24 protein-coding genes are annotated in these 24,213 nt (G+C 66.6%); 17 read left to right on the top strand and 7 right to left on the bottom strand.

Going from position 1 to position 24,213, the window contains the following annotated elements; genetic code table 11:
* Nucleotides 1–29 precede the first annotated feature (29 nt).
* From hslO to NUW50_RS09050, 8 genes are all read left to right on the top strand, one after another.
* Nucleotides 30–1,043 (top strand): Hsp33 family molecular chaperone HslO, encoded by a 1,014-nt coding sequence (gene hslO / locus NUW50_RS09085; RefSeq protein ID WP_258288784.1) that lies wholly within the window; start codon nucleotides 30–32, stop codon nucleotides 1,041–1,043.
* Nucleotides 1,024–1,617, top strand: a complete 594-nt coding sequence (locus tag NUW50_RS09080) for a CoA pyrophosphatase (RefSeq protein ID WP_258288783.1) — start codon at nucleotides 1,024–1,026, stop codon at nucleotides 1,615–1,617. Before hslO ends, NUW50_RS09080 begins: the two co-directional genes overlap by 20 nt.
* The gene (locus NUW50_RS09075; protein WP_258288782.1) at nucleotides 1,614–2,753 is read left to right on the top strand and encodes a CCA tRNA nucleotidyltransferase; all 1,140 of its coding nucleotides are present in this window, start codon (nucleotides 1,614–1,616) and stop codon (nucleotides 2,751–2,753) included. The genes NUW50_RS09080 and NUW50_RS09075 overlap by 4 nt, the downstream gene beginning before the upstream one ends.
* A gap of 58 nt (nucleotides 2,754–2,811) precedes the next feature.
* Nucleotides 2,812–4,665, top strand: coding sequence for an ABC transporter ATP-binding protein (locus NUW50_RS09070; RefSeq protein ID WP_258288781.1), 1,854 nt, complete (start codon nucleotides 2,812–2,814; stop codon nucleotides 4,663–4,665).
* Nucleotides 4,666–4,711: 46 nt separating this feature from the next.
* Nucleotides 4,712–6,586 (top strand): ABC transporter ATP-binding protein, encoded by a 1,875-nt coding sequence (locus NUW50_RS09065; protein WP_258288780.1) that lies wholly within the window; start codon nucleotides 4,712–4,714, stop codon nucleotides 6,584–6,586.
* 37 nt (nucleotides 6,587–6,623) lie between these two features.
* Nucleotides 6,624–7,841 (top strand): class I SAM-dependent RNA methyltransferase, encoded by a 1,218-nt coding sequence (locus NUW50_RS09060; RefSeq protein ID WP_258288779.1) that lies wholly within the window; start codon nucleotides 6,624–6,626, stop codon nucleotides 7,839–7,841.
* Between the two features lie 12 nt (nucleotides 7,842–7,853).
* Entirely contained in the window at nucleotides 7,854–8,630 is a 777-nt protein-coding gene (locus tag NUW50_RS09055) for an ion transporter (RefSeq protein ID WP_258288778.1), read from the top strand.
* Between the two features lie 94 nt (nucleotides 8,631–8,724).
* Nucleotides 8,725–9,228, top strand: coding sequence for a L,D-transpeptidase family protein (locus tag NUW50_RS09050; RefSeq protein WP_258288777.1), 504 nt, complete (start codon nucleotides 8,725–8,727; stop codon nucleotides 9,226–9,228).
* Nucleotides 9,229–9,243: 15 nt separating this feature from the next.
* On the opposite strand, the gene NUW50_RS09045 is transcribed toward NUW50_RS09050, so the two are convergent.
* On the bottom strand, nucleotides 9,244–9,756 hold the full coding sequence (locus NUW50_RS09045) for a CAP domain-containing protein (RefSeq protein WP_258288776.1): 513 nt from the start codon (nucleotides 9,754–9,756) through the stop codon (nucleotides 9,244–9,246).
* A 164-nt stretch (nucleotides 9,757–9,920) separates the two neighbouring features.
* Here NUW50_RS09045 and NUW50_RS09040 point away from each other — a divergent pair, with 164 nt between their 5' ends.
* The gene (locus NUW50_RS09040; protein WP_258288775.1) at nucleotides 9,921–10,529 is read left to right on the top strand and encodes a L,D-transpeptidase; all 609 of its coding nucleotides are present in this window, start codon (nucleotides 9,921–9,923) and stop codon (nucleotides 10,527–10,529) included.
* Between the two features lie 3 nt (nucleotides 10,530–10,532).
* Here NUW50_RS09040 and hemH read toward each other — a convergent pair whose 3' ends face one another.
* Together hemH and NUW50_RS09030 are read right to left on the bottom strand one after the other, a co-directional pair.
* The gene (gene hemH / locus NUW50_RS09035) at nucleotides 10,533–11,603 is read right to left on the bottom strand and encodes a ferrochelatase (RefSeq protein ID WP_258288774.1); all 1,071 of its coding nucleotides are present in this window, start codon (nucleotides 11,601–11,603) and stop codon (nucleotides 10,533–10,535) included.
* 67 nt (nucleotides 11,604–11,670) lie between these two features.
* Nucleotides 11,671–12,492: a methyltransferase domain-containing protein gene (locus NUW50_RS09030; RefSeq protein ID WP_258288773.1), complete on the bottom strand. Its 822-nt coding sequence runs from the start codon at nucleotides 12,490–12,492 to the stop codon at nucleotides 11,671–11,673.
* A 72-nt stretch (nucleotides 12,493–12,564) separates the two neighbouring features.
* On the opposite strand from NUW50_RS09030, the gene NUW50_RS09025 reads away from it, so the two are divergent.
* The 3 genes from NUW50_RS09025 to NUW50_RS09015 are packed head-to-tail and all read left to right on the top strand — an operon-like array spanning nucleotide 12,565 to nucleotide 14,072.
* Nucleotides 12,565–13,296 (top strand): double zinc ribbon domain-containing protein, encoded by a 732-nt coding sequence (locus tag NUW50_RS09025; RefSeq protein WP_258288772.1) that lies wholly within the window; start codon nucleotides 12,565–12,567, stop codon nucleotides 13,294–13,296.
* 34 nt (nucleotides 13,297–13,330) lie between these two features.
* Nucleotides 13,331–13,591, top strand: coding sequence for a glutaredoxin 3 (grxC, locus tag NUW50_RS09020; RefSeq protein WP_258288771.1), 261 nt, complete (start codon nucleotides 13,331–13,333; stop codon nucleotides 13,589–13,591).
* Between the two features lie 40 nt (nucleotides 13,592–13,631).
* Nucleotides 13,632–14,072 (top strand): MarR family winged helix-turn-helix transcriptional regulator, encoded by a 441-nt coding sequence (locus tag NUW50_RS09015; protein WP_258288770.1) that lies wholly within the window; start codon nucleotides 13,632–13,634, stop codon nucleotides 14,070–14,072.
* 63 nt (nucleotides 14,073–14,135) lie between these two features.
* On the opposite strand, the gene ubiG is transcribed toward NUW50_RS09015, so the two are convergent.
* Entirely contained in the window at nucleotides 14,136–14,879 is a 744-nt protein-coding gene (ubiG, locus tag NUW50_RS09010; RefSeq protein ID WP_258288769.1) for a bifunctional 2-polyprenyl-6-hydroxyphenol methylase/3-demethylubiquinol 3-O-methyltransferase UbiG, read from the bottom strand.
* Nucleotides 14,880–14,937: 58 nt separating this feature from the next.
* Here ubiG and pip point away from each other — a divergent pair, with 58 nt between their 5' ends.
* The 5 genes from pip to infB all read left to right on the top strand — a co-directional run bounded on the left by pip (nucleotide 14,938) and on the right by infB (nucleotide 22,128).
* A complete protein-coding gene (gene pip / locus NUW50_RS09005; RefSeq protein WP_258288768.1) occupies nucleotides 14,938–15,909 on the top strand; it encodes a prolyl aminopeptidase in 972 nt (323 codons plus the stop codon).
* Between the two features lie 846 nt (nucleotides 15,910–16,755).
* Nucleotides 16,756–17,343 (top strand): ribosome maturation factor RimP, encoded by a 588-nt coding sequence (rimP, locus tag NUW50_RS09000; RefSeq protein WP_258288767.1) that lies wholly within the window; start codon nucleotides 16,756–16,758, stop codon nucleotides 17,341–17,343.
* 3 nt (nucleotides 17,344–17,346) lie between these two features.
* A complete protein-coding gene (nusA, locus tag NUW50_RS08995; protein WP_258288766.1) occupies nucleotides 17,347–18,975 on the top strand; it encodes a transcription termination factor NusA in 1,629 nt (542 codons plus the stop codon).
* Nucleotides 18,976–18,994: 19 nt separating this feature from the next.
* Nucleotides 18,995–19,624 carry an RNA-binding protein gene (locus tag NUW50_RS08990; RefSeq protein ID WP_258288765.1) on the top strand — a complete coding sequence of 210 codons (630 nt, stop codon included), beginning with the start codon at nucleotides 18,995–18,997 and terminating at the stop codon, nucleotides 19,622–19,624.
* The gene (gene infB / locus NUW50_RS08985) at nucleotides 19,621–22,128 is read left to right on the top strand and encodes a translation initiation factor IF-2 (protein ID WP_258288763.1); all 2,508 of its coding nucleotides are present in this window, start codon (nucleotides 19,621–19,623) and stop codon (nucleotides 22,126–22,128) included. Before NUW50_RS08990 ends, infB begins: the two co-directional genes overlap by 4 nt.
* Nucleotides 22,129–22,229: 101 nt before the next feature.
* On the opposite strand, the gene NUW50_RS08980 is transcribed toward infB, so the two are convergent.
* The 3 genes from NUW50_RS08980 to argJ all read right to left on the bottom strand — a co-directional run bounded on the left by NUW50_RS08980 (nucleotide 22,230) and on the right by argJ (nucleotide 24,210).
* Nucleotides 22,230–22,370 (bottom strand): hypothetical protein, encoded by a 141-nt coding sequence (locus NUW50_RS08980; protein WP_258288762.1) that lies wholly within the window; start codon nucleotides 22,368–22,370, stop codon nucleotides 22,230–22,232.
* Nucleotides 22,371–22,471: 101 nt separating this feature from the next.
* On the bottom strand, nucleotides 22,472–22,870 hold the full coding sequence (locus tag NUW50_RS08975; protein ID WP_258289312.1) for a (deoxy)nucleoside triphosphate pyrophosphohydrolase: 399 nt from the start codon (nucleotides 22,868–22,870) through the stop codon (nucleotides 22,472–22,474).
* A 2-nt stretch (nucleotides 22,871–22,872) separates the two neighbouring features.
* Nucleotides 22,873–24,210, bottom strand: a complete 1,338-nt coding sequence (gene argJ, locus NUW50_RS08970; protein ID WP_258288761.1) for a bifunctional glutamate N-acetyltransferase/amino-acid acetyltransferase ArgJ — start codon at nucleotides 24,208–24,210, stop codon at nucleotides 22,873–22,875.
* Nucleotides 24,211–24,213 lie beyond the last annotated feature (3 nt).

Raw genomic sequence — 24,213 nt, 5'->3', positions numbered from 1 at the left:
TCGGTGCCGAACCTCAAGCCGGACGTGACATGACACTGACCAAACAGATCGCCTGGGACGACACGATTCTGCCGTTCCAACTGGACGCCGCCGACGTGCGGGGTCGCGTCGCCCGTCTGGACGGGGTGCTGGACCGTATCCTGGCCCAGCACAACTATCCGCCGCAGGTCGAGGATCTGGTGGCCGAAGCGGTGCTGCTGACCGCGATGATCGGCCAGACCATCAAGCTGCGCTGGAAACTGTCGCTGCAGATCCACGGCACCGGGCCGGTGCGGATGATCGCGACCGACTATTACGCCCCGCAGGCCGAGGGCGAAGTCGGCCGGCTGCGGGCCTGGGCCTCGTATGACGAGGCGGCGCTGAAACCCGGCGCGGCCTTCGCGCAGCTGGGCGAGGGCTATTTCACCGTGCTTCTGGATCAGGGCGACGGCGGCCAGCCCTATCAGGGCATCACGCCGCTGACCGGTGGCGCGCTGGCTTCCTGCGCCGAGACCTATTTCGCGCAGTCCGAGCAGTTGCCGACCCAGTTCGCCCTGGCCTACGGCCGCTCGCAGCTGCCGGGCCAGCCCGAGCACTGGCGGGCCGGCGGGGTGATGCTGCAGCACATGCCCAAGGCCTCGCCCTATGCCGTCGATCCGCAAGAGGCGGTGCCTTCGGGGATGCCGAAGCTGCTGGAGGCGACCGACCTGCTGAGCGACGGCGATTCCGAGAACTGGAACCGGGTGTCGCTGCATCTGGAAACGGTCGAGGATCTGGAGCTGGTCGGCCCGCAGGTGCAGCCGACCGAGCTGCTGGTACGGCTGTTTCACGAAGAGGCGCCGCGGGTCTTCGATTCGCAGCCGGTGCAGTTCGGGTGTTCCTGCTCGGCGCAGAAGGTGCGGGACAGCCTGTCGATCTATCCGCCGGAAGAGATCGCGACGATGACCACCGAGAAGGGCACCCTGACCGCCGATTGCCAGTTCTGCGGTGCGCATTACGAGTTCGATCCGGCGACGCTGGGGATCGGCGCGGATGGACCGGCCCGTGCCGCCGACAAGCGCTGAACGGCTACGGGCGGCGCTGGCCGCCGGTCCCGGTGGGGGCGGGTCTTCGGATTTCGACCTGAATCCGGGGAGTGCACCGGCCGGGGCCGTGCTGCGTCCGGCCGGGGTGCTGGTGGCGGTGACGCCGGACAGCGAGCTTCTGCTGACCAAGCGCTCGTCGCAACTGCGTCACCACCCCGGGCAGATCGCCTTTCCGGGCGGCAAGGTCGATCCCGGCGACGATGGCGTGATCGGGGCGGCGCTGCGCGAGGCCGAGGAGGAGATCGGCCTGCCGCGGGATGCGGTCGAGGTGCTGGGCACCCTGCCGCCGCACCGGACGGTGACCGGATTCGCGGTGACGCCGGTGGTGGCGCTGGTGACCCGCGCCTTTGATCCGGTGGCCGAACCGGGCGAGGTGGACGAGGTGTTCGCGGTGCCGCTGGAGCATGTGCTGAACCCCGAGAACTACTCGGTTCAGGGCCGCATCTGGCGCGGGGCCGAGCGGCACTATTACGCGGTTCCCTGGGGGCCCTATTACATCTGGGGGGCCACGGCGCGGATGCTGCGGGTGCTGGCAGAGAGGATGGCGCGGTGAGGATCGATGCCGACTGGCTGCACCGGGCAGGAACCCAGGCGGTGCTGGGAATGCTGGGTCGGGCCGGGCACCGGGCGCTGGTCGTCGGCGGCTGCGTGCGCAACGCGGTCATGGGGCTGCCGGGCGGCGATGTGGACATCGCCACCGACGCGCGGCCCGAAACGGTGATGCGCCTGGCCGAGGCGGCCGGGTTCCGGGCGGTACCGACCGGGATCGAGCATGGCACCGTGACGGTGGTGGTCGAGGGTGCGCCCTATGAGGTGACGACCTTCCGCCGCGATGTCGAGACCGACGGGCGCCGGGCCGTGGTCGCCTTTTCCGACCGGATCGAGGATGACGCGCGGCGCCGGGATTTCACCATGAATGCGCTCTATGTGGCGGCGGATGGCGCCTTGGTAGACCCGCTTTCGGGGGTCGGGGATGCCCGCGCCCGCCGGGTGCGCTTCATCGAGGATCCGGCGCAGCGGATTGCCGAGGATCACCTGCGGATCCTGCGCTTCTTCCGCTTCCTGGCCTGGTATGGCGATCCGGCGCAGGGGCCCGACCCGGAGGGGCTGGCGGCCTGTGCCGAGGGGATCGAAGGGCTGGACCGGCTGTCACGCGAACGGGTCGGCGCCGAGCTGAAGAAGCTGCTGGCCGCGCCCGATCCGGCGCCCGCGGTTGCCTCTCTGGCGGCAATCGGCGGGCTGGCGCGGGTGCTGCCGGGCGCCGATGCCCGGGCGCTGGCGCCGCTGGTGCATCTGGAACGGCTGCACGGGGTCGCGCCCGATCCGCTGCGGCGGCTGGCGGTGCTGGGCGGCGAGAGCGCCGATCTGCGGCTGTCGAAGGCCGAAACGCGGCGGTTGAAGGACATTCGCGCGGCCCTGGCGGCGGGGGAAGGGGCGGCGGCGCTCGGCTATCGCCATGGCGCCGAGACCGCGGTGGACGCGCTGCTGATCGGCGCCGCGAGCCTGGGCCAGCCGCTGGACCCCGCCAGCCTGGACGCGGCGCGGGAGGGTGCCCGGCAACGCTTCCCGGTGTCGGCGGCGGACCTGCCGCATCTTGCCGGGCCGGAGCTGGGCCGGAAGCTGCGCGAACTGGAGACCCGATGGGTGGACTCGGGCTTCACGCTTGGCCGCGATCAGCTGATCGGCTAGCGTCGGGTTTTCCCCGCCCCGAGGCCCGGCCATATCCGGCGGGCAACAGGATCATCCGATGTTCCGCTACTTCGAGACCTTCGTGGACCCCTACACGGGTTACACACCGACCGACGCCCCGCCCCGCAGGCTGTGGGCGTTCCTCTGGGACTATGCGCAGCCGTTCAAGCGGCTCTTCGCGATCACCGCGGCGATGTCGATCCTGGTGGCGGCGGTCGAGGTCTGGCTGATCTATTACCTGGGCCGGCTGGTGGATATTCTGGCGCAGACCGGTCCGGCGGATCTCTGGGCCGAACATGGCGTGGAACTCGGGTTGGTGGCGCTGTTCGTGCTGGTGCTGCGGCCGTTGTCGCACGGGTTGCATGTGCTGCTTCTCAACAACGGCGTGGTGCCGAACTTCGGCACGCTGATCCGCTGGCGCAGCCATGCCCAGGTGCTCCGGCAGTCGGTCGGCTGGTTCGAGAACGATTTTGCCGGGCGGGTCGCCAACCGGATCATGCAGACGCCGATGGCTGCCGGCGATGCGGCGTTCCAGGTCTTCGACGCGATCGCCTTTGCCATCGCCTATGTCGTCGGCGCCGCATTTCTTCTGGCCGATGCCGATCTGCGGCTGCTGGTGCCGATGCTGGGCTGGCTGGTGCTTTATGCACTTCTGGTGCGCTGGACGGTGAAACGGGTCGGCCCGGCCTCGCAGGCCAGTTCCGATGCGCGGTCCGAAGTGACCGGCCGGGTGGTGGACAGCTATTCCAACATCCATTCGGTGAAGCTCTTTGCCGGGCAGGAGACCGAGCTGGCCTTTGCCAAGACGGCGATCGACCAGACCCGCCGCACGGTCGAGCGCGAGATGCGGATCTTCACCACGATGGACATCAGCCTGTTCGTCCTGAACGGGGTCTTCATCGTCTCGGTCGTCGGCTGGGCATTGCTGATCTGGACCCAGGGCGGCGCCAGCGCCGGAATCGTCGCGGCGGCAACGGCGCTGGCGCTGCGGCTGAACGCCATGACCGGCTGGATCATGTGGGCGCTGACCAATTTCTTCCGCTCGCTCGGCATCGTGGCCGAGGGGATGGAAACCATCACCCAGCCGATCACCCTGACCGACCGGCCCGGCGCGCCGGCGCTGAAGGTCAGCAAGGGCGCGATCCGCTTTGAAGAGGTCAGCCATCACTACGGGCGCGGATCGGACGGGCTGGACAGGCTGTCCATCGAGGTGGCGCCGGGCGAGAAGATCGGGCTGGTGGGCCGCTCCGGCGCCGGCAAGACCACGCTGGTCAAGCTGCTGCTGCGGTTCTACGACCCCGAGGGCGGGCGGATCCTGATCGACGGGCAGGACGTGACGCAGGTGACGCAGGACAGCCTGCGCCGCGCCATCGGCATGGTGCAGCAGGATACCTCGCTGCTGCACCGCTCGGTCCGGGACAACATCCTCTACGGCCGCCGCGACGCCAGCGAGGCCGAGATTCGCGCCGCCGCCGACCGGGCCGAGGCCAGCGACTTCATCGCCACGCTGCAGGACCCCAAGGGCCGGACCGGCTATGACGCCCATGTCGGCGAGCGCGGGGTGAAACTGTCGGGCGGACAGCGGCAGCGGATCGCGCTGGCGCGGGTGATCCTGAAGGACGCGCCGATCCTGGTGCTGGACGAGGCGACATCGGCGCTGGATTCCGAGGTCGAGGCGGCGATTCAGGACACGCTCTACGGGATGATGGAGGGCAAGACGGTGATCGCGATCGCGCACCGGCTGTCCACCATCGCGCATCTGGACCGGATCCTGGTGATCGACAAGGGCCGGATCGTCGAATCCGGCACCCACCGGGAGTTGCTGGCGCAGGAAGGTCTCTATGCAGGGTTCTGGGCGCGGCAATCGGGCGGCTTCCTGGGAACGGAACCGGAGCCGGAGGCGGCGGAATGACCCGGCGGCGGCCCGAATTCGGCAGCGCCGGGACGGAGGCCGGGCGATGATTGCGCCGGTGCGATTCCTTGTCGGGATGGTTGACAGTTTCCGCCCCGCCGAAGGCGCGCCGCCGGGCCGTCTCTGGCCGTTCATGCGTTGGGCCCTGGAGGGCGCGGGCTGGGCGCTGGCGCTGACCTTCCTGACCTCGATCCTGGCCGGAACGATGGAAATGCTCGCCGCGGTGCTGACCGGCTGGGTCATCGACTATGCCGTTGCGCAGGGGCCGGGAGATTTCCTGGCGCTCTACTGGCCCTCGCTGCTGGTGATGGCCGTGTTCTTCCTGCTGCTGCGCCCGCTGGTCTTTGCCGCCGACTCGGCCACTTCCTCGATCCTGATCGGCCCGCATCTGTTCCCGCTGATCCTGGCCCGGCTGAACCGCTATACGCTGGGCCATTCGATGCGGTTCTTCGACAACGACTTCGCCGGGCGGATCAGCCAGAAGGCGATGCAGACCTCGCGGGCGCTGACCGACATCATCCTCGAATTCTCGGATGCCTTCGTCTACGGCCTGGCGATCTTCATCGGCACGATGATCCTGCTGTCGGCCATCGACATCTGGTTGCTGCTGGGATTCACGGTCTGGGGCGTGTTCTACATCGCGGCGCTGCTGTGGTTCATCCCGAGGATCCAGCGCCGGGCGGCCAGCCGGGCCGGGGCGCGGGCCGCGGTGACGGGGCAGGTGGTGGACACGCTGTCGAACATCACCACGGTGAAGCTCTTCGGCCATGACGACTACGAGGATGCCGCCACCCGCAATGCCTTGCAGCGGTTTCTCGACCGGTCGCTGGAGTTCGGGATGCTCTCGGCGCTCTACCGGCTGGTGTTGCTGGTGCTCGGCGGGACATTGCCGCTGATGGCGCTGGCCGGGTCGTTGTGGCTCTGGTCCCGGGGCGCCGCGACGGCGGGGGACATCGCCATGGCCTCGATGGCGGCGACGCGGCTGTCGATGATCACCGGGCGGATGGGCCGCGCCGCGGTGTCGATCTTCACCAATCTCGGCGAGGTGCAGGACGGTATCGCCACCCTGACGCCGAAGCACGAGATCACCGACCAGCCCGGTGCTGCAGAGGGCGCCGATCTGGGCGACGGCATCCGTTTCGAGCATCTGACCTACGGCTATGGCCATCCGGGGCGGCTGGCGCTGGATGACTTCGACCTGCACATCGCGCCGGGCGAGAAGATCGCGCTGGTCGGCGCCTCGGGGGCCGGGAAATCGACGGTCGTGTCGCTGCTGCTGCGGCTCTACGATGTGGAAAAGGGCCGGATCCTGCTGGGCGGCACCGATCTGCGACAGATCACCCAGGCGGCGCTGCGGCAGCAGATTTCCGTGGTCCGGCAGGAAACCGCGATGTTCAACCGCTCGGCGCTGGACAACATCCGCTATGGCCGTCCCGAGGCCACCGAGGCCGAGGTGCATCGGGCCGCCCGCATGGCCTCGGCGCATGAATTCATCCTCGAACTTCACGATTTCCGGGGCCGCACCGGCTATGACGCCCATCTGGGGGAACGCGGGGTGAAGCTGTCGGGCGGGCAGCGGCAGCGGATCGCGCTGGCCCGGGCGATCCTGAAGGATGCACCGATCCTGGTGCTGGACGAGGCGACATCGGCGCTGGACAGCGAGGTGGAGGCCGAGATCCAGGAGGCGCTGGAACAGGTCATGCAGGGCAAGACGGTGCTGGCCATCGCGCACCGGCTGAGCACGCTGGCGCGGATGGACCGGATCGTGGTTCTGGATGCCGGGCGCATCGTGGAAGAGGGCCGCCATGCCGATCTGCTGGCCCGAAACGGGCTCTATGCGCGCTACTGGAACCGGCAGTCGGGCGGCTTCCTGATCACCGAAGACGACAGCGCAGAGCCTTCGGGCGCCGCGGCCGAGTGATCTTCCGCGGCTGTCCCCGATCGGCTAAGCCTGCGCCATGACAGAGATTCTGGTTCACGAGATCGACCACAAGGGGTTCGGTATCGGCGCGACGCAATCGCCGCCATTGCCGACGGTACTGCCGGGTGAGCTTGTCGAGATCGAGACCGAAGCGGGGAGGCTGATCCGTCAGCGGATCGTCCGGCCCTCGCCGGACCGGGTCAAGCCGCCCTGCCGGCACTTCAAGAGCTGCGGCGGCTGCATGATGCAGCACGCCTCCGACGATTTCGTCGCCCGGTGGAAGACCGGCATCATCCGCAACGGGCTGGCGGCGCGTGGGTTGAGCACGGAGATCCGGCCGATCGTCACCTCGCCGCCGAACAGCCGCCGCCGGGCGACGCTGCACGGGCGCCGGACCAAGTCCGGAGCGCTGGTCGGGCTGCATGCCCGGGCCTCGGAGCTGATGCTGGCGATCCCCGACTGCAAGCTGCTGGACCCGGCGCTGCTTGCGGTGCTGCCGATGCTGGAACGGATCGTGACGCTGGGCGGCTCGCGCAAGGGCGAGCTGGACCTGGCGGTGACGGTCACGGATTCGGGGCTGGACCTGGCGGTTTCGGGCGCGAAACAGCTGGAGCCGGGACAGATCGAGGCGGTGACGGCGCTGGCGGCCGAGACCTTTGCCCGGCTGACCTGGAACGGCGAGCTGTTGTCGCAGAGCCATCCGCCGCTGCTGCGGTTCGGAACCGCCACGGTGCCGCTGCCGCCCGGCGCCTTTCTGCAAGCGACCCGGGAAGGCGAGGCATCGCTGTTGCAGGCGGTGCGGGAGATCACCGACGGGGCCGGCCGGATTGCCGACATCTTCGCCGGCATCGGCACCTTCGCGCTGCCCCTGGCGGCCCGGGCCGAGGTTCACGCGGTCGAGGGCGATGCGGCCATGGTGCAGGCGCTGGATCAGGGCTGGCGCAGTGCCACCGGCCTGCATCGCGTCACCACCGAGACCCGCGACCTGTTCCGGCGCCCGCTGCTGCCCGACGAGCTGGAGCGTTTCGACGCCGTGGTGATCGACCCGCCGCGGGCCGGGTCCGAGGCGCAGGTCCGCGAACTGGCGCAATCCGGGGTGCCGGTGATCGCCGCGGTCTCCTGCAACCCGGTCAGCTTCGCCCGCGACATGCAGATATTGGTGCAGGGCGGCTACAGGCTGGACTGGGTTCAGCCGGTCGACCAGTTCCGCTGGTCACCGCATGTCGAGCTTGCCGCTAGGTTAACAAGGCCATAGGACTTGCCCACCATGACTCATTTCCGCGCCCAGATTGCCGAATTCATGAATCGCCCGATCGTCATCAACGGGATTCTGGCGGTGATCATCTTCAATGCCGTGATCCTCGGGTTGCAGACCTGGGGATCGCTGATGGCGCGGGCCGGGGGGCTGATCGACCTTCTCGATCAGGCCTGTCTGGCGGTCTTCGTCGCCGAGATGATCGCCAAGATGATCGGTCAGGGGCTGATCGGCTATTTCAAGCGCGGCTGGAACATCTTCGACTTCCTGGTCGTCGGCATCTCGCTGGTGCCGGGGGCGCAGGGCTTCTCGGTGCTGCGGGCCCTGCGGGTTCTGCGGGTTCTGCGGGTTCTGTCCATCGCACCTTCGCTGCGCCGGGTTGTCGAAGGATTCGTCACCGCGCTGCCGGGCATGGCCTCGGTCTTCGTGCTGATGTCGATCATCTTCTACATCGGCTCGGTCATGGCGACCAAGCTGTTCGGCGCCGATTTCCCCGAGTGGTTCGGCACCCTTGGCGCCAGCGCCTATTCCCTGTTCCAGATCATGACGCTGGAAAGCTGGTCGATGGGCATCGTGCGCCCGGTGATGGCCGTGCATCCGCACGCCTGGGCCTTCTTCGTGCCCTTCATCATGACCACAACCTTCGCCGTGGTGAACCTGCTGGTCGGCCTGATCGTGAACTCGATGCAGGAAGCGAATTCCGAGGAATCGGACAAGGAAACCGACGTGTTCCGGGACACCGTGCTGGAACGGCTTGCGGCGATCGAGAAACACCTCGCGGAGAAATGATGCCGCGGCGGCCCGCGCAGCCTTGGTGGCGCCCTCCGAGTCTCCTATAGACTGTCAAAAAAGAAACCTGAATCCCGGGGACAGGGGCAATTTCATGCGAATTCGTGCGGTCTGGGCGGTCATCGCTGTGGCGCTGGCCTTTGGCCTGGCCTCTTGCAGCGGCAACAAGTTCAAGCGCTACAACGGCCCGGAGGTCACCCGCATCGTCGTCTTCAAGGGCGACCGGAAGATGTATCTGCTGCATGACCGGAAGGTGCTGAAAGTCTATGACATCGACCTTGGCTTCGCCCCCGTAGGGCACAAGCAGTTCGAAGGCGACGGCAAGACCCCGGAAGGCAGCTATGTGATCGACCGGCACAACCCGAACTCGGCCTTTCACTTGTCGCTGGGCATCTCCTATCCCAATGCCGAGGACATCGCGGCGGCCCGGGCGGTGGGGAAATCGCCGGGCGGCGACATCATGATCCACGGCGGGCCGCGACCGACGGACCGCAAGGGCAAGGACTGGACCTGGGGCTGCATCTCGGTTTCGGACAAGGAGATCGAGACGATCTACGCCATGGTCCGCGACGGCACCCCGATCGACATCTACAAATAGGCTGCGGGGTCCGGCTCAGCCGCCGGTCAGCAACGTCCACCAGATCTTGCCGCTGGGTTCCTGATACCAGGCAAAGCCCAGGTCACGGGCGCTCGGGTCCATGATGACGGCGCGGGTATCGGTCTGCGCCATCCAGGCCGAGAGGGTCTCGACCTCGTTCTCGAAGGTCTCCGAGATGTTCTCGCCCTTCATCTGTCCGGGATAACCGACCCGACGCACCCGATCGAGCGGCGAGGATCCGTCCGAGCCGAAATGCCAGGGCCGGTTCTGCACCGACATGTCGCGCGAATGGGTGGCGGCGGCGGCGTTCAGCAGCGGGCTCAGCGTCAGTGGCGGGATGCCGGCCACCGCGCGCAGGCGGTTGACCGAATCCAGCATCCGGTACTGGATCGCGGCGGTGTCGGCCGGGTCGATGCGATAGAGCTTCGGCAACGGCTTGCCGTCGGTGCCCAGATGCAGCGGCTGCGGCGGTTCGCAGGCGGCCAGGGCCAGGACAGAGGCAAGGGACAGAAGGAAGGCGCGGCGCATATCGGACCAGCGGTTGGGGGCGGACGGCGCTCCTGTTACCTCAGCACCCGGCCTGTTGAAACCCATCTTTGCGTGAGCGGCAGGTTAACGCCCGTTTGATTTGCAAGCATGCCGAAGCGGGACTATGCACGCGGCGAGGATGCCCGTCAGAAGGAGCCCAACCGATGAGCGACCCCAAATCTCCCGCACAGAGCCGTCGCCGTTTTCTTGCCGGCGCTGCCGCGCTCGGCATCGCTGCGCCGGGCCTTGCCCGCGCCCAGGGACAGACCGCCAATTCGACCGAGCCCGACAGGAAACTTTCCAAGACCATCCGCCGCAACATCTCCAGCTTCCGTTCGCTGGACTGGCGGCCCTATTTCTCGAATACCAAGAAGGGCGCGATCCTGGTCGATACGACATCGCGCGCGCTGCATTTCTGGAATGACGATCAGTCGATCTACAAGCTGTACCCGACCTCGGTGCCGCTGACCAAGGACCTCACCCGGCTGGGCCGGACCGAGGTGGTCCGCAAGGTGGTCGGCCCGGAATGGCGCCCGACGCCCGAGATGAAGAAGCGCAACCCGGAATGGCCGGACTATATCGGCCCGGGGCCGGACAACCCGCTGGGCACCCATGCGCTGTATCTCAGCTGGCAGTATTACCGGATCCACGGCACCCACGACACCCGCAAGATCGGGCGCCGCTCGTCGAACGGCTGCATCGGTCTCTACAACGAACATATCGCCGAACTGTTCGGCTTCTGCGAGATCGGCACCCAGGTTCTGCTGGTCTGACGTTCAGGACACCCAGCCCGCAAGATTGTCCCGGATCGCCGCCATCAGCGCGGCGATATGGGCATCGTCGTCGTTCAGGCAGGGGATGTAGGTAAAGCTCTCGCCCCCGGCGTGCATGAAGCTTTCGCGGATTTCGCCGTTGATCTCTTCCAGCGTCTCGATGCAATCCGCCGCGAAGGCCGGCGCCACCACGGCGATCCGCCGCACCCCGGTCTCGGCCAGCCGGGCGACCTCCTTGACCGTGTAGGGCTTCAGCCATTCCTCGGGCCCGAACCGGGACTGGAAGGTGGTCGCCACCCGTTCCTTCTCCCAACCCAGCCGCTCGCGCAGCAGCCGCGTGGTTTTCTGGCACTGGCAATGATAGGGGTCGCCCTGGGCCAGATAGCGTTCGGGCAGGCCGTGATACGAGCAGATCAGCAGCTCCGGCGGCTGCTCCATCGCGCTCACCGCGCGATCGACCGAGGCGGCCAGCGCGTCGATATAGAGCGGACTGTCGAAATAGGGCGGCACGGTGCGGCTGGCGGGTTGCCAGGTCTCTTCCATCAGGGCCTTGAAGAAGGCGTCGTTGGCGGTGGCGACGGTGGCGCCCGCGTATTGCGGATAGAGCGGAAAGAACAGGATCCGGTCGCAACCCGCGGCGACCATCGCCTTGACCTTCGAGGCGGTCGAGGGATTGCCGTAGCGCATGGCATAATCGACCATGATCTCGGCGCCCCATTCCGCCTCGGCCGCCGCCGCCAGCTTGGCGGCCTGGGCCTTGGTGATGGTCATCAGCGGGCTCTCGCCGGCCTCGTGGTTCCAGATCATCTTGTAGTTCCTGCCCGACCGGAACGGCCGCGAGGTCAGGATCACGGCCTGCAACAGCGGCTGCCAGAGCCAGGGCGAATAGTCGATCACCCGGCGATCCGACAGGAATTCGGACAGATAGCGCCGCATCGACCAGTAGTCATAGCCATCGGGGGTGCCGAGATTGGCGATCAGGATTCCGATCCTGCGCGGCGGCAAGGCGGGATGATCCTTCGGCGCATGGGCCGGGCGCCGGTCGGTCGTGGGTCGGGGGGCTGGGTCGGTCATGCTGCCTCGCGTCCTGTTCAGCGGGATGTAGCGGTTTATCCGTCTACGCGAAACCGGCGCGATGCGTTCAATCGTCGCCGGCCTTCCGTTCCGTCACGCCAAGCGCATCGGCCAGCCGGGTCGTGGCGGAACCGGGCCGCAGCGGTTTCGGCTGGTCCGGTGCCGGGGCCCAGCCGGTCAGGAACACCAGTTCGAAGGTCGCGGTCAGCCGGTCCCCGTCGCCGTGATGTTCCGCATAGAGCTCTGCCGCCCGTGCCATGACCGAGGGCCGGGTCGGGTGGCGCAGGCGGTCCGCCAGCGCATTGCCTTCGCCCATCGCCCGCAGGTCGTGCAAGAGTGGCAGAAATCCCTTGTAAGACACTGTTTTCGGCAAGGTGTCGGCCACCGGAAGGGCCAGCCCGGCGCGTTGCAGCAGGCTGCCCAGGTCGCGCAGTTCGGCCATCGGGGCGACACGGGGCGACAGGCCGCCGGTGATCTCGGCCTCGGCCTGGGCCAGGCAGGCCCGCAGCTCGGCCAGGGTGCGGCCGCCAAAGCCGACCACCAGCAACAGCCCGTCGGGTTTCAGCGCGCGGCGGCACTGGACCAGCTGGCCGATCGGATCGTCGGCCCAGTGCAGCGCCATCGCATGGATCACCAGATCGTGCGCCGTTTCCCCGAGGTCGAGCCGCTCGGCATCCGGGACGATCCTGGTGAAGGGCAGCATGTCGCCCCAGACTTCCGGGAAACCGCTGATCAGGGCGGGCGACGTAAACCGCCTGTTAACCTCGTCCAGTCTCTCCTTGATCTCGTCCCGGGCAAGGACATGCAGGAAATCGGCCAGACCCCGGGCCCTGGCGCGGGCGCGGTTGCGCTCCAGGGCGGCGCGGTCGGTCAGGGTCGGCACGGTCATGGGTGCGTCGGGCGGATAGGTCACGTCGGGGCCTCGGGCATGGGTCCGGCTTCTGCGGCAAGGGGGATATAGATGGCTGGCAGGGTGATGCAAAGCGTGGTCGGGCTGCTCTATCCGGCACAATGCGTCAGTTGCGACGCGCGGATCGACGGCGACCACGCCCTTTGCGGGCCCTGCTGGCGCGAGACCCCCTTTATCACCGGGCTGGTCTGCGACCTCTGCGGCGTGCCCCTGCCGGGCGAGGATCTGGGCACGATCGAGCATTGCGACGACTGTCTGGCGATCGCCCGGCCCTGGTCGCGCGGCCGGGCGGCGATGCTCTATCGCGACAACGGGCGCAGGCTGGTTCTGGCGCTGAAGCATGGCGACCGGCCCGATCTGGCACGGCCCGCGGCGCGCTGGATGGCGGCGGCCGCTGCGCCGCTGATGCAGCCCGGAACGCTGGTGGTGCCGGTGCCGGTCCACTGGTCGCGACTGCTCAAGCGGCGCTACAGCCAGTCGGCGTTGCTGGCGCGGGAACTGGCGCGGATCACCGGGCATGACTGGTTGCCGGACGGGCTGTTGCGGGCGCGGAAGACGCCGATGCTGGACGGGTTGAACCGGGACCAGCGATTCGCGACGCTGGATGAAGCGGTGCGGCCGCATCCGAAACGGGGCGTGCGGCTGTCCGGCCGTCCGGTGCTGGTGGTCGATGACGTGATGACCTCGGGCGCCACGCTTTCGACCACTGCCGATGCCGCGCGGGCGGCAGGGGCGACATCCGTCAGAGTCATGGCACTGGCGCGCGTTGCGAAGGATACCTAAATCCCTATAGTTCCCGTCAAACTTGGGGTTTTGAATGCAAACCGTTGAAATCTACACCTCGCCGGGCTGCGGCTATTGCCATGCGGCCAAGCGGCTGCTGACCCAGAAGGGTGTCAGCTATTCCGAAACCGATGTCTCACGCGATCCGCAGTTGCGGCAGGCGATGATCCAGCGCTCCAATGGCGGCCGCACGGTGCCGCAGATCTTCGTCGGCGGCACCCATGTCGGGGGCTGTGACGAGCTTTATGCCCTGGAGCGGGCGGGCAAGCTGGACCCGATGCTGGCCGGGTCGTGACTGTCGCGGTGCTGCATTCCGGGCCGCCGGGGGTGGCCAGATGACACGGGAGCGGACTCCGATCGCGGCGGCGCTGTTCAGCGAGATCTTCATGGCGGATCAGCTGGCGCGGAGCCGGTTGGCCAAGGCGCTGCCGAAAGGCATGGAGCTGAGCCATTTCTCGGTGCTGAACCATCTGGCGCGGCTGGGCGAGGAGCGCTCTCCGGCGCAGCTGGCCAAGTCGTTCCACGTCACCCGCGGGGCGATGACCAACACGATCAACCGGCTCGACTGGGCCGGGCATGTGCATATCCGGCCCGACTGGGAGGATGCCCGCAAGAAGCTGGTGTCGATCTCGCCGGCGGGCCGGGTTGCCTGCGATGCGGCGATCGCGGCGCTGGCACCGATGCTGGCCGAGGTCGTCGATGCGGTGGGCGAGGATCGGGTGCGGGCGGCGCTGCCGGTGCTGCGCGAGATCAGGGCGCGGCTGGCCGAGGACTAGTGTCCCCACGCGGGACCGTTGATTTCATTGACAAATTAGTGACAACGATTCGCAACTGGTGCCTCAGTCGCGGCGGATCGAGGCGGTCACATAGTTGACCGACAGGTCGCGCGGCGACAGCGACCAGCTCCAGCCCAGCGGGTTGAAGACCATTCCCTGACGGTCCACCGGGTCGAGACCGGCGCGACGGAGCAGGTCGAACAGCTCGTCCGGGGTGATGAACTTGGCCCAGTCATGCGTTCCCTTGGGCAGCCAGCGCATCACCCATTCGGCGCCGACAATGGCCATCATGAAGCTCTTGGAATTGCGGTTGATGGTCGAGCAGATCATCAGCCCGCCGGGCTTCAGCAGATCGTGGCAGGCGGTCAGATAGCCCAGCGGGTCGGCCACATGCTCGACCACTTCCATGTTCAGCACCACGTCGAACCGCTCGCCCTCGGCGGCCAGCGCCTCGGCGGTGGTGTGGCGGTAGTCGATGGTCAGGCCGGATTGCTCGGCATGCAGCTGCGCCACCGGAATGTTGCGCTCGGCCGCATCGGCGCCGACGACCTCGGCGCCCAGCCGGGCCATCGGTTCGGAGAGCAGCCCGCCGCCGCAGCCGATGTCGAGCAGGCGCAGCCCGGCAAAGGGTTCCGGCCCGGTCAGGTCACGGTCGAACTCGGCGGCGATCTGGGTACAGATATAGTCCAGCCGGGTCGGATTCAGCATGTGCAGCGGCTTGAACTTGCCCTCGGCATCCCACCACTCGGAGGCCATGGCTTGGAACTTGGCCACTTCGGCGGGGTCGATGGTCTGGGTCTCGGTCATCGCAGGCTCCTGTCCGGGAAGTTGTTTATCCCGGTTCCGGTTGCGCTATAAGGAGGACATGGACCGCAGTGCAGGCCAAGGCAATATCTCTCCCGGCTTATTTCCGGGCACCGAGCCATTCGACCAGCGTTTGCTGGACGTCGGCGACGGCCATCGAATCTATGTCGAGCAATGCGGAAACCCGCAGGGCAAGCCGGCCATCGTGCTGCATGGCGGGCCGGGGGGCGGCTGTTCGCCGGCGATGCGGCGCTATTTCAATCCCGAGGTCTACCGAATCGTCCTGTTCGACCAGCGCGGCTGTGGCCGGTCGCGGCCGCATGCCAGCATCGAGGCCAACACGACATGGCATCTGGTCCGCGATATCGAGACGATCCGCGAGACGCTGGCGATCAAGGATTTCCTTGTCTTCGGCGGCAGCTGGGGTGCCACGCTGGCATTGATCTATGCCGAGGAGCATCCCGACAGGGTGCGGGCGCTGGTGCTGCGCGGCGTGTTCCTGATGACCCGGGGCGAGCTGGACTGGTTCTACGGCGGCGGCGCGGCGCGGTTCTGGCCGGAAACCTGGGCACAGTTCATCCGGCTGATCCCGGAAGAGGAACATGACGATCTGATCGCTGCCTATCACAAGCGGCTGTTCTCGGGCGATGTGGCCTCGCAGGTGCGCCACGCCCGGGCCTGGGCGGCCTGGGAAAACGCGCTGGCCTCGATCGATTCGGACGGGCGTGCCGGGGACCCGCCGGCAGATTACGCGCGGGCCTTCGCGCGGCTGGAGAATCACTATTTCATCCACCGCGGATTCCTGGAGGAAGATGGCCAGATCCTGACCCGCGCCGGGCGGCTGACCGGGATTCCGGGCGTGATCGTGCAGGGCCGCTACGACATGATCTGCCCGCCGGCCTCGGCCGTCGCGCTGCACCGCCGCTGGCCCGAGTCGGAATTGCGGATGGTCGGCAAGGCCGGCCACGCGCTGTCCGAGCCGGGCATCACCGCCGAACTGGTGCGCGCAGTGGCGGAGTTACAGGGGATTTGATCTGAAAATCGCGTAATGCCGATTCTTTTCAAACCCTTGCAGAAGTCTTTGGTTAATAAATTGGATTCCTTGAACAAATCTTCAATCTATACTATATTTCTAGCGTCCGAGGGACGCGGTGACATACCTGCTTACCGCAACACCGGGGAGACCCGGGCGTGATTGGGGGTGGCTAGCAGGCCCCTTCTCGGATGGCCCCCTTATGGGGGCCTCTTACTTTGTGGATCTTCTCAACAGTCGCATATAGCCGGCGTTGTTCATCCGATAGAGGCTGAGCAACATGATGCGGTGGTTTGTCTTTACGACTTTCAATGTGGCGTGCCAGCGGGGGCCTGGCCGGTTTGAAGCTTCGAAAATGTGGAAGCAGTTATCCTTTCGATCCGGGACAAGTTCGCCTGGTCTGAGAAACCACTCAAGGTCCTCATATTGGTCAAGCGATACCTCTGGGTGGTGCAGAAGTTGCTTGGTCAGCGTTGCTCGTGACAGCCACACATGGGTCCCGTCTGCTTCATAGGATCGGGATACAGCTTGCGAAACGCGACCGACAATGATGGGACCATGGATCGTGCCGTGTGCAAGGAGGGCTGGGAGCGGGCTCACCATATCTGCGTCAAACCGACTAAAATCTGACGCAAGCTAAGATAGCCGTCGGATTGGAGTCCACCTTCTGGCGGTCGAAGCCGACCCGGGGCACCGCCTTCATTCCATTACAGCACTTGCAGATTCGGGCCCGCCACCGTATATGCCCCTCAACAGCGGTGCTGCCGGGGTCCAAACCCGGATGGCCCACCGGGAGAGATCAACGGGCCGCTACGGCCCGTTTTGCGTTTCTGGACCCTATCGAACATGACCGACCTGATTGCCAAAGCTGCCATCGACCGGCGTCTCGCCGAGATCATCGCCCCGACCGTCGAAGGTCTGGGGTTCGAGGTCGTGCGGGTGCGGTTGCTGGGCGGCAAGAAGAAGACCGTGCAGATCATGGCCGAACGCCCGAACGGCGGTATCGAGGTGGACGATTGCGCGAGGATCTCGACGGCGATCTCGGCGGCGCTGGATGTCGAGGACCCGCTGGACGAGACCTATACGCTGGAAGTCTCCAGCCCCGGCATCGACCGGCCGCTGACCCGGCTCAAGGATTTCGAGACCTGGGAAGGCTATGAGGCGCGGGTCGAGACCACCGAGCTGATCGACGGACGGCGCCGGTTTCGCGGGATGCTGGACGGGGTCGAGGGCGACGAGGTGCTGATCCGGCTGCCCGAGAATGGTGAAGAGGTCACCATCGGGCTGAAATTCGACTGGCTGAGCGATGCCAAGCTGATCCTGACGGATGAGCTGATCCGCGAGGCCCTGCGGCAGAAAAAGGACTCTGGCCAGTTTGACGAGGGCCAGTTCGACGATATCGAAACGACCGATGACGGTTCCGAGGAGGACTGAATAATGGCCATCACTTCCGCCAACCAGCTTGAACTGCTGCAAACCGCCGAGGCGGTCGCGCGGGAAAAGATGATCGACCCCGGCCTGGTGGTCGAGGCGATGGAGGAGAGTCTCGCCCGGGCCGCGAAGAGCCGCTACGGCTCGGAAATGGATATCCGGGTGAAGATCGACCGCAAGACCGGTCGGGCCACCTTCACGCGGGTCCGCACCGTGGTCGAGGACGATCTGCTGGAGAACTACCAGGCCGAGCTGACCGTCGAGCAGGCCAAGCAGTTTCTGGCCGATCCGAAGGTCGGTGACGAGATCGTCGACGAGGTGCCGCCGGTCGAAATGGGCCGGATCGCGGCGCAGTCGGCCAAGCAGGTGATCCTGCAGAAGGTCCGCGAGGCCGAGCGGGACCGGCAGTACGAGGAATTCAAGGACCGCGCCGGGACGATCATCAACGGCCAGGTCAAGCGCGAGGAATACGGCAACGTCATCGTCGATATCGGCCGGGGCGAGGGCATCCTGCGCCGCAACGAGAAGATCGGCCGCGAGAGCTATCGCCCGAACGACCGCATCCGCTGCTACATCAAGGACGTGCGCCGCGAGGCGCGGGGGCCGCAGGTGTTCCTGTCGCGCACCGATCCGCAGTTCATGGCCGAGCTGTTCAAGATGGAAGTGCCGGAAATCTACGACGGCATCATCGAGATCAAGGCCGTGGCCCGTGATCCGGGCAGCCGCGCCAAGATCGCGGTGATCTCCTATGACAACTCGATCGACCCGGTCGGCGCCTGCGTCGGGATGCGGGGATCGCGGGTGCAGGCGGTGGTCAACGAGCTGCAGGGCGAGAAGATCGACATCATTCCCTGGAACCAGGATCAGGCGACCTTCCTGGTCAACGCGCTCCAGCCCGCCGAGGTCTCGAAGGTGGTGATCGACGAGGAGGCCGGCAAGATCGAGGTCGTGGTGCCGGACGAGCAGCTGAGCCTTGCCATCGGGCGGCGCGGCCAGAACGTGCGGCTGGCCAGCCAGCTGACCGGGCTCGACATCGACATCATGACCGAGGCCGACGAATCCGAGCGTCGGCAGGCCGAATTCGCCGCGCGCACCAAGCTGTTCATGGAAACGCTGGATGTGGACGAGTTCTTCGCCCAGCTCCTGGTTTCGGAAGGCTTCACCTCGCTGGAAGAGGTGGCCTATGTCGATGTCGAGGAACTTCTGGTCATCGAAGGCGTTGACGAGAGTACGGCGAGCGAGTTGCAGGCCCGGGCGCGCGACAATATCGAAGCGGCCAACAAGGCGGCCCTGGACCATGCCCGCGAACTGGGTGTCGAGGACAGCCTGGTTGAATTCGACGGCCTGACACCCCAGATGATCGAGGCGCTGGCCGAAGACGGCATCAAGACGCTGGAAGACTTTGCAACCTGTGCGGACTGGGAGCTGGCCGGCGGCTGGACCACGGTCGATGGCGAGCGGGTCAAGGACGAGGGCCTGCTCGAAAAATTCGACGTCAGCCTGGAAGAAGCGCAGAACATGGTCATGACCGCCCGAATCATGCTGGGATGGGTCGATCCGGCCGAGCTGGAGGCCGAGGCAGAAGCCCAGGCGGAAGGCGAGGAAGCGGAAACCGAACAGGAGGCCGAAGCCTGATCGCGGGCTTCGGAGGAACATGACCCGGGGCGGGCGCAGGAAAGAGACCGACGAGGCCGAGCGCCGCTGCATCGTCAGCGGGGATTCGGGGCCCAAGGCCGGTTTGATCCGGTTCGTCATCGGCCCGGAAGGTCAGGTTGTCCCGGATATACTGGGCAAGCTGCCGGGTCGTGGTATCTATGTCGGCGCGGATCGCGCCAGCCTGACCAAGGCGGCCGAAGGCGGGCTTTTTGCCCGGGCCGCCAAGGCCCCGGTCGTGGTGCCCGATGGGCTGGTGGACGCGGTCGAGCGCCAGTTGACGCGACGTCTGGTCGAGCTGGTCTCGATGGCGCGCAAGGCGGGCCTGGCCGTGGCCGGGTTCGAGAAGGTCAAGGATTGGCTCGCCAAAGGCCGGGCCAAAGTGTTGTTGCAGGCCTCGGACGGGTCCGAGCGGGGCAAGTCGAAACTCTGGACGCCGGAAGGCGGACGGTTCTTCGGATGCCTGACGAGTGATGAATTGGGTTTGGCTTTTGGCCGAGAAAGTGTGATACATGCCGCGCTTGCGGCTGGCGGACTCACACGACGGGTGATAGAGGACGCCGCGCGGCTCGCTGGTGTCCGTTCGGATATCGGTGCGGCACGCGCCGGAAAGGATAAGACGACCACATGAGCGATACCGACGGCAAAAAGACGCTTGGGCTGCGGAGCGGCTCTCAGCCCGGCCATGTTAAGCAGAGCTTCAGCCACGGTCGGACAAAGAGCGTTGTTGTCGAGACCAAGCGTAAGCGCGTCGTGGTTCCGAAACCCGGCGAAGGCAAGGGCGGTTCCGGCTCTGGCCGCGTGACGGGCGACCCGTCGCGGCGTCCGGCGGGGATTTCCGACGCCGAGCTCGAGCGTCGGATCCAGGCGCTGCAGATCGCCAAGGCGCGGGAAGCCGAGGACGCGGCGCGGCGCAAGGCCGAAGAGGAGGCGCGCGCCAAGGAGCGCGAGCGCCGTCGGGCCGAGCTCGAAGCCAAGGAACGCGAAGAACGCGAACACCAGGAAGCGCTGAAGGCGAAGGCCGAGGAAGAGGCCCGGCGGGCCCGCGAAGCCGAAGAGGCCGCGCGCAAGAGCGCGGCTGCCGCCGACCCGACCAATGCCGCCGCCGCGCAGCCGCTGGCCGAGGACGGCCGGGGCGGATCGAAGCCGGGGTCCGGCTCGCGTCGTGCCGACCGCGAGGCCGAAGAGCGCCGCAATGCCGACAACAAGGGCTCCAAGGGCGCCCGCGAGGCATCGGGCCGCCGCTCGGGCAAGCTGACCCTGAGCCAGGCGCTGAACGGCGAAGGCGGGCGTCAGCGCTCGATGGCGCAGATGAAGCGCAAGCAGGAACGCCAGCGCCAGAAGATGATGGGCAAGCAGGACCGCGAAAAGCAGGTCCGCGAAGTGCAGCTTCCCGAAACCATCGTGGTGCAGGAACTGGCGAACCGGATGGCCGAACGTGTCGGCGCGGTGGTCAAGTCGCTGATGAACATGGGCATGATGGTGACCCAGAACGAAGCGATCGATGCCGATACCGCCGAACTGATCATCGAGGAATTCGGTCACAAGACCGTCCGCGTCTCGGATGCGGATGTGGAACAGGTGATCGACACCGTCGAGGACAAGCCCGAAGACATGGAGCCGCGGCCCCCGGTCATCACGATCATGGGCCATGTCGATCACGGCAAGACCTCGCTGCTGGATGCGATCCGCAATACCTCGGTCGTGTCGGGCGAAGCCGGCGGGATCACCCAGCATATCGGCGCCTATCAGGTGACGACGGATTCGGGGTCGGTGCTCACCTTCCTCGACACTCCCGGCCACGCGGCCTTTACCTCGATGCGGGCCCGTGGCGCGCAGGTGACGGATATCGTGGTGCTGGTGGTGGCCGCGGATGATTCGGTGATGCCGCAGACCGTCGAGGCGATCAACCATGCCAAGGCGGCGAATGTGCCGATGATCGTGGCGATCAACAAGTGCGACAAGCCCGGCGCGAACCCGGACAAGGTTCGCACCAGCCTGTTGCAGCACGAGATCGTGGTCGAGAAACTGTCCGGCGACGTGCAGGATGTCGAAGTCTCGGCGATCACCGGCAAGGGGCTGGATCAGCTGCTCGAGGCGATTGCCCTGCAGGCCGAAATCCTGGAACTCAAGGCGAACCCGAACCGCGCCGCCGAGGGTGCGGTGATCGAGGCCCAGCTTGACGTCGGCCGCGGTCCCGTGGCCACGGTGCTGGTCCAGAAGGGCACGCTGCACCAGGGCGACATCTTCGTCGTCGGCGAGCAGTGGGGCAAGGTCCGGGCCATGGAGAACGACCGTGGCGAGCGGGTCAAGGAAGCCGGGCCGTCGGTTCCGGTCGAGGTTCTGGGCCTGAACGGCACGCCGGAAGCCGGTGACGTGCTGAACGTGGTCGAGACCGAGGCCCAGGCCCGCGAGATCGCCAGCTATCGCGAGCAGGCGGCCAAGGACAAGCGTGCGGCCGCCGGTGCGGCGACCACGCTGGAACAGTTGATGGCCAAGGCCAAGGCCGACAAGTCGGTCAGCGAACTGCCGATCGTCGTCAAGGCGGATGTGCAGGGCTCGGCGGAAGCGATCGTCCAGTCGATGGAGAAGATCGGCAACGACGAGGTCCGGGTGCGGGTTCTGCATTACGGCGTCGGCGCGATCACCGAATCGGACATCGGCCTGGCCGAGGCCAGCGGTGCGCCGGTCATCGGCTTCAACGTCCGGGCCAATGCCAGTGCCCGGAACGCGGCGAACCAGAAGGGCGTCGAGATCCGGTACTACTCGGTGATCTACGATCTGGTGGATGACGTGAAGGCGGCGGCCTCGGGCCTGCTGTCGAACGAAATTCGCGAGAACTTCATCGGCTACGCGGAAATCCGCGAGGTCTTCAAGGTCACCGGGGTCGGCAAGGTTGCCGGCTGCCTGATCACCGAAGGCGTTGCGCGGCGCTCGGCCGGTGTGCGCCTGCTGCGCGACAACGTGGTGATCCACGAGGGCACGCTGAAGACGTTGAAGCGGTTCAAGGACGAGGTTGCGGAAGTGCCTTCGGGCCAGGAATGCGGCATGGCCTTCGAGAATTACGAAGATATCCGCGCCGGCGACGTGATCGAACTCTTCACCCGCGAGGAAGTCGTGCGCGAGCTCAACTAGGCGCGTCGGGACGATTCGTTCCGGTCAGAGAATTGCAGACCGCCGTGCCTTCGGGTGCGGCGGTTTCGCGTTCCGGGGCTGAGGTCTTGCGGTTTCGGCTGTCAGGCGGCGACCTGGCCGGTCACCGGAAAGCCCGAGAACACCGTCTTTCCCACCCGCACCGAGATCCGGCCGTCGGAAAGTTTGCGCACGAAGGTGCCCTGAACAAGCACGCAGCTGCCAAGTGTGATTGTTCGAAGCATCGCCTCCCCCGCCGATACGCTCGTTAATTCCAATTAACGCATGACCGGAGCGGATCGTCAATCTTTGGACATAATTCGGCCATTATTGCGACCAATTCGCTTCACAGCCAATCCCGCAGAATGGGAATCAGGGGCAGATCGGCCGGCGGCATCGGGTAGGAACGCATTTCGGCGGGCCGGACCCAGGCGAATGTCTGGTTTTCGCGGGCGGTGACCTGACCCTGCCAGCGGCGGCAGGCGAAGAGCGGCATCAGCAGGTGGAACGAGTCATAGGCGTGGCTGGCAAAGGTCAGCGGCGCAAGGCAGGAGGACCAGGTCTCGATCCCCAGCTCTTCGTGCAGTTCCCGGATCAGCGCGGCCTCGGGGCTTTCCCCGGTTTCGACCTTGCCGCCGGGAAACTCCCACAGGCCCGCCATCGACTTGCCCGGCGGGCGGCGGGCCAGCAGCACCCGTCCATCCGGGTCGATCAGCGCGACCGCCGAGACCAGAACAATGGGCAGGCTCACGATCGGTAGTCGGCGTTGATCTCGATGTAGCGATGGGTCAGGTCGCAGGTCCAGACGGTATCCCTGGCGCGGCCGACGCCCATCGAGACGGTGATCTCGATCTCGTCGCGCTTCATGTAGGCGGCGCCCGCCTCTTCGGTGTAACCGGGCGAGACCCAGCCGTTCTCGGCAACGAGGATATCGCCGAAGCGGATATTCAGCTTGTCGCGATTGGCCCGGGCGCCGGATTTGCCGACCGCCATGACGACACGGCCCCAATTCGGGTCTTCTCCGGCGATCGCGGTCTTGACCAGCGGCGAATTGGCAATCGCCATCGCCACCTTGCGGGCATCGTCGCCGTTGGCAGCGCCTTCGACATGGACGGTCACGAATTTGGTGGCGCCCTCGCCGTCGCGCACGACCTGCTGGGCGAGGTCCAGCATGACGCCATGCAGCGCCTCCTGGAACGCCTTGCCGGCGGGACTGCCAAGGGCGGTGATCGGCGCGGCCTCGGACTGTCCGGTGGCCGCCAAGAGCACCGTGTCCGAGGTCGAGGTGTCGCTGTCCACGGTGATCGCGTTGAAGGTCTTGCGGGTCAGATTGCCGAGGCAGCGTTGCAGCAGCGCCCGGGATATCTTCGCGTCGGTGAAGATATAGACCAGCATCGTCGCCATGTCCGGTGCGATCATGCCCGAGCCCTTGGCGATCCCGGCGATGGTGATCGTCCCGCCGTCCCCGGCCGCCTGGGCCGTGGCAACCTTCGGGAAGGTGTCGGTGGTCATGATCGCCCGCGCAGCGTCCTCCATGCCCTTGGGCGAGAGGCTGGCGGCCAGTTCGTCCAGCTTGGCGGTGATCCGGTCATGCGGCAGCGGCTCTCCGATGACGCCGGTGGAGGACGAGAACACCCGTTCCTCGTCGATGCCGAGAGCCTTGGCGGTGGCCGAGGTGACGGCGCGGGTCGCCTTGACGCCAGTCCGGCCGGTAAAGGCGTTCGCGTTTCCGGCATTGACGATGATCGCCGCCGGTCCGGTGCTCTTGCCGCCGATCTTGGCCTGGCAGTCCAGCACCGGGGCCGAGCGGGTTTCGGACCTGGTGAAGACACCGGCGATGACCGTGCCGGCGTCCAGCGCCACCAGCATCACGTCGCGGCGGCCCTTGTACTTGACCCCGGCCTCGGCGCTGGCAAAGCGCACCCCGGCGATCCGGGGCAGCTTGGGCAGGGTCCTGGGCGCCAGTGGAGAGACCACCGCCGCCCTGGTCTTTGACGGAGCCGCAGACTTGGATTTGGCCTTGGTCTTGGCCTTTTTCTTCGACCCGGACTTCTTCGATGCCTTGGAGTCCTTCTTCGAGGCCATGTC

It is taken from the genome of Frigidibacter sp. ROC022 (genome assembly GCF_024723735.1).
Lineage (GTDB): Bacteria > Pseudomonadota > Alphaproteobacteria > Rhodobacterales > Rhodobacteraceae > SLM-1.
Note: the sequence above shows the minus strand (reverse complement) of the source record. Positions and strands in the feature narration are given on the sequence as shown.

What these genes read in the sequence shown, in the direction of transcription:
- hslO (WP_258288784.1), top strand. Translation starts at nt 30, where the DNA reads ATGACACTGACCAAACAGATCGCCTGGGACGACACGATTCTGCCGTTC.
- NUW50_RS09070 (WP_258288781.1), top strand. Translation starts at nt 2,812, where the DNA reads ATGTTCCGCTACTTCGAGACCTTCGTGGACCCCTACACGGGTTACACA.
- NUW50_RS09065 (WP_258288780.1), top strand. Translation starts at nt 4,712, where the DNA reads ATGATTGCGCCGGTGCGATTCCTTGTCGGGATGGTTGACAGTTTCCGC.
- NUW50_RS09060 (WP_258288779.1), top strand. Translation starts at nt 6,624, where the DNA reads ATGACAGAGATTCTGGTTCACGAGATCGACCACAAGGGGTTCGGTATC.
- NUW50_RS09055 (WP_258288778.1), top strand. Translation starts at nt 7,854, where the DNA reads ATGACTCATTTCCGCGCCCAGATTGCCGAATTCATGAATCGCCCGATC.
- NUW50_RS09050 (WP_258288777.1), top strand. Translation starts at nt 8,725, where the DNA reads ATGCGAATTCGTGCGGTCTGGGCGGTCATCGCTGTGGCGCTGGCCTTT.
- NUW50_RS09045 (WP_258288776.1), bottom strand. Translation starts at nt 9,756, where the DNA reads ATGCGCCGCGCCTTCCTTCTGTCCCTTGCCTCTGTCCTGGCCCTGGCC.
- NUW50_RS09040 (WP_258288775.1), top strand. Translation starts at nt 9,921, where the DNA reads ATGAGCGACCCCAAATCTCCCGCACAGAGCCGTCGCCGTTTTCTTGCC.
- hemH (WP_258288774.1), bottom strand. Translation starts at nt 11,603, where the DNA reads ATGACCGACCCAGCCCCCCGACCCACGACCGACCGGCGCCCGGCCCAT.
- NUW50_RS09030 (WP_258288773.1), bottom strand. Translation starts at nt 12,492, where the DNA reads ATGACCGTGCCGACCCTGACCGACCGCGCCGCCCTGGAGCGCAACCGC.
- NUW50_RS09025 (WP_258288772.1), top strand. Translation starts at nt 12,565, where the DNA reads ATGGCTGGCAGGGTGATGCAAAGCGTGGTCGGGCTGCTCTATCCGGCA.
- grxC (WP_258288771.1), top strand. Translation starts at nt 13,331, where the DNA reads ATGCAAACCGTTGAAATCTACACCTCGCCGGGCTGCGGCTATTGCCAT.
- NUW50_RS09015 (WP_258288770.1), top strand. Translation starts at nt 13,632, where the DNA reads ATGACACGGGAGCGGACTCCGATCGCGGCGGCGCTGTTCAGCGAGATC.
- ubiG (WP_258288769.1), bottom strand. Translation starts at nt 14,879, where the DNA reads ATGACCGAGACCCAGACCATCGACCCCGCCGAAGTGGCCAAGTTCCAA.
- pip (WP_258288768.1), top strand. Translation starts at nt 14,938, where the DNA reads ATGGACCGCAGTGCAGGCCAAGGCAATATCTCTCCCGGCTTATTTCCG.
- rimP (WP_258288767.1), top strand. Translation starts at nt 16,756, where the DNA reads ATGACCGACCTGATTGCCAAAGCTGCCATCGACCGGCGTCTCGCCGAG.
- nusA (WP_258288766.1), top strand. Translation starts at nt 17,347, where the DNA reads ATGGCCATCACTTCCGCCAACCAGCTTGAACTGCTGCAAACCGCCGAG.
- NUW50_RS08990 (WP_258288765.1), top strand. Translation starts at nt 18,995, where the DNA reads ATGACCCGGGGCGGGCGCAGGAAAGAGACCGACGAGGCCGAGCGCCGC.
- infB (WP_258288763.1), top strand. Translation starts at nt 19,621, where the DNA reads ATGAGCGATACCGACGGCAAAAAGACGCTTGGGCTGCGGAGCGGCTCT.
- NUW50_RS08980 (WP_258288762.1), bottom strand. Translation starts at nt 22,370, where the DNA reads ATGCTTCGAACAATCACACTTGGCAGCTGCGTGCTTGTTCAGGGCACC.
- argJ (WP_258288761.1), bottom strand. Translation starts at nt 24,210, where the DNA reads ATGGCCTCGAAGAAGGACTCCAAGGCATCGAAGAAGTCCGGGTCGAAG.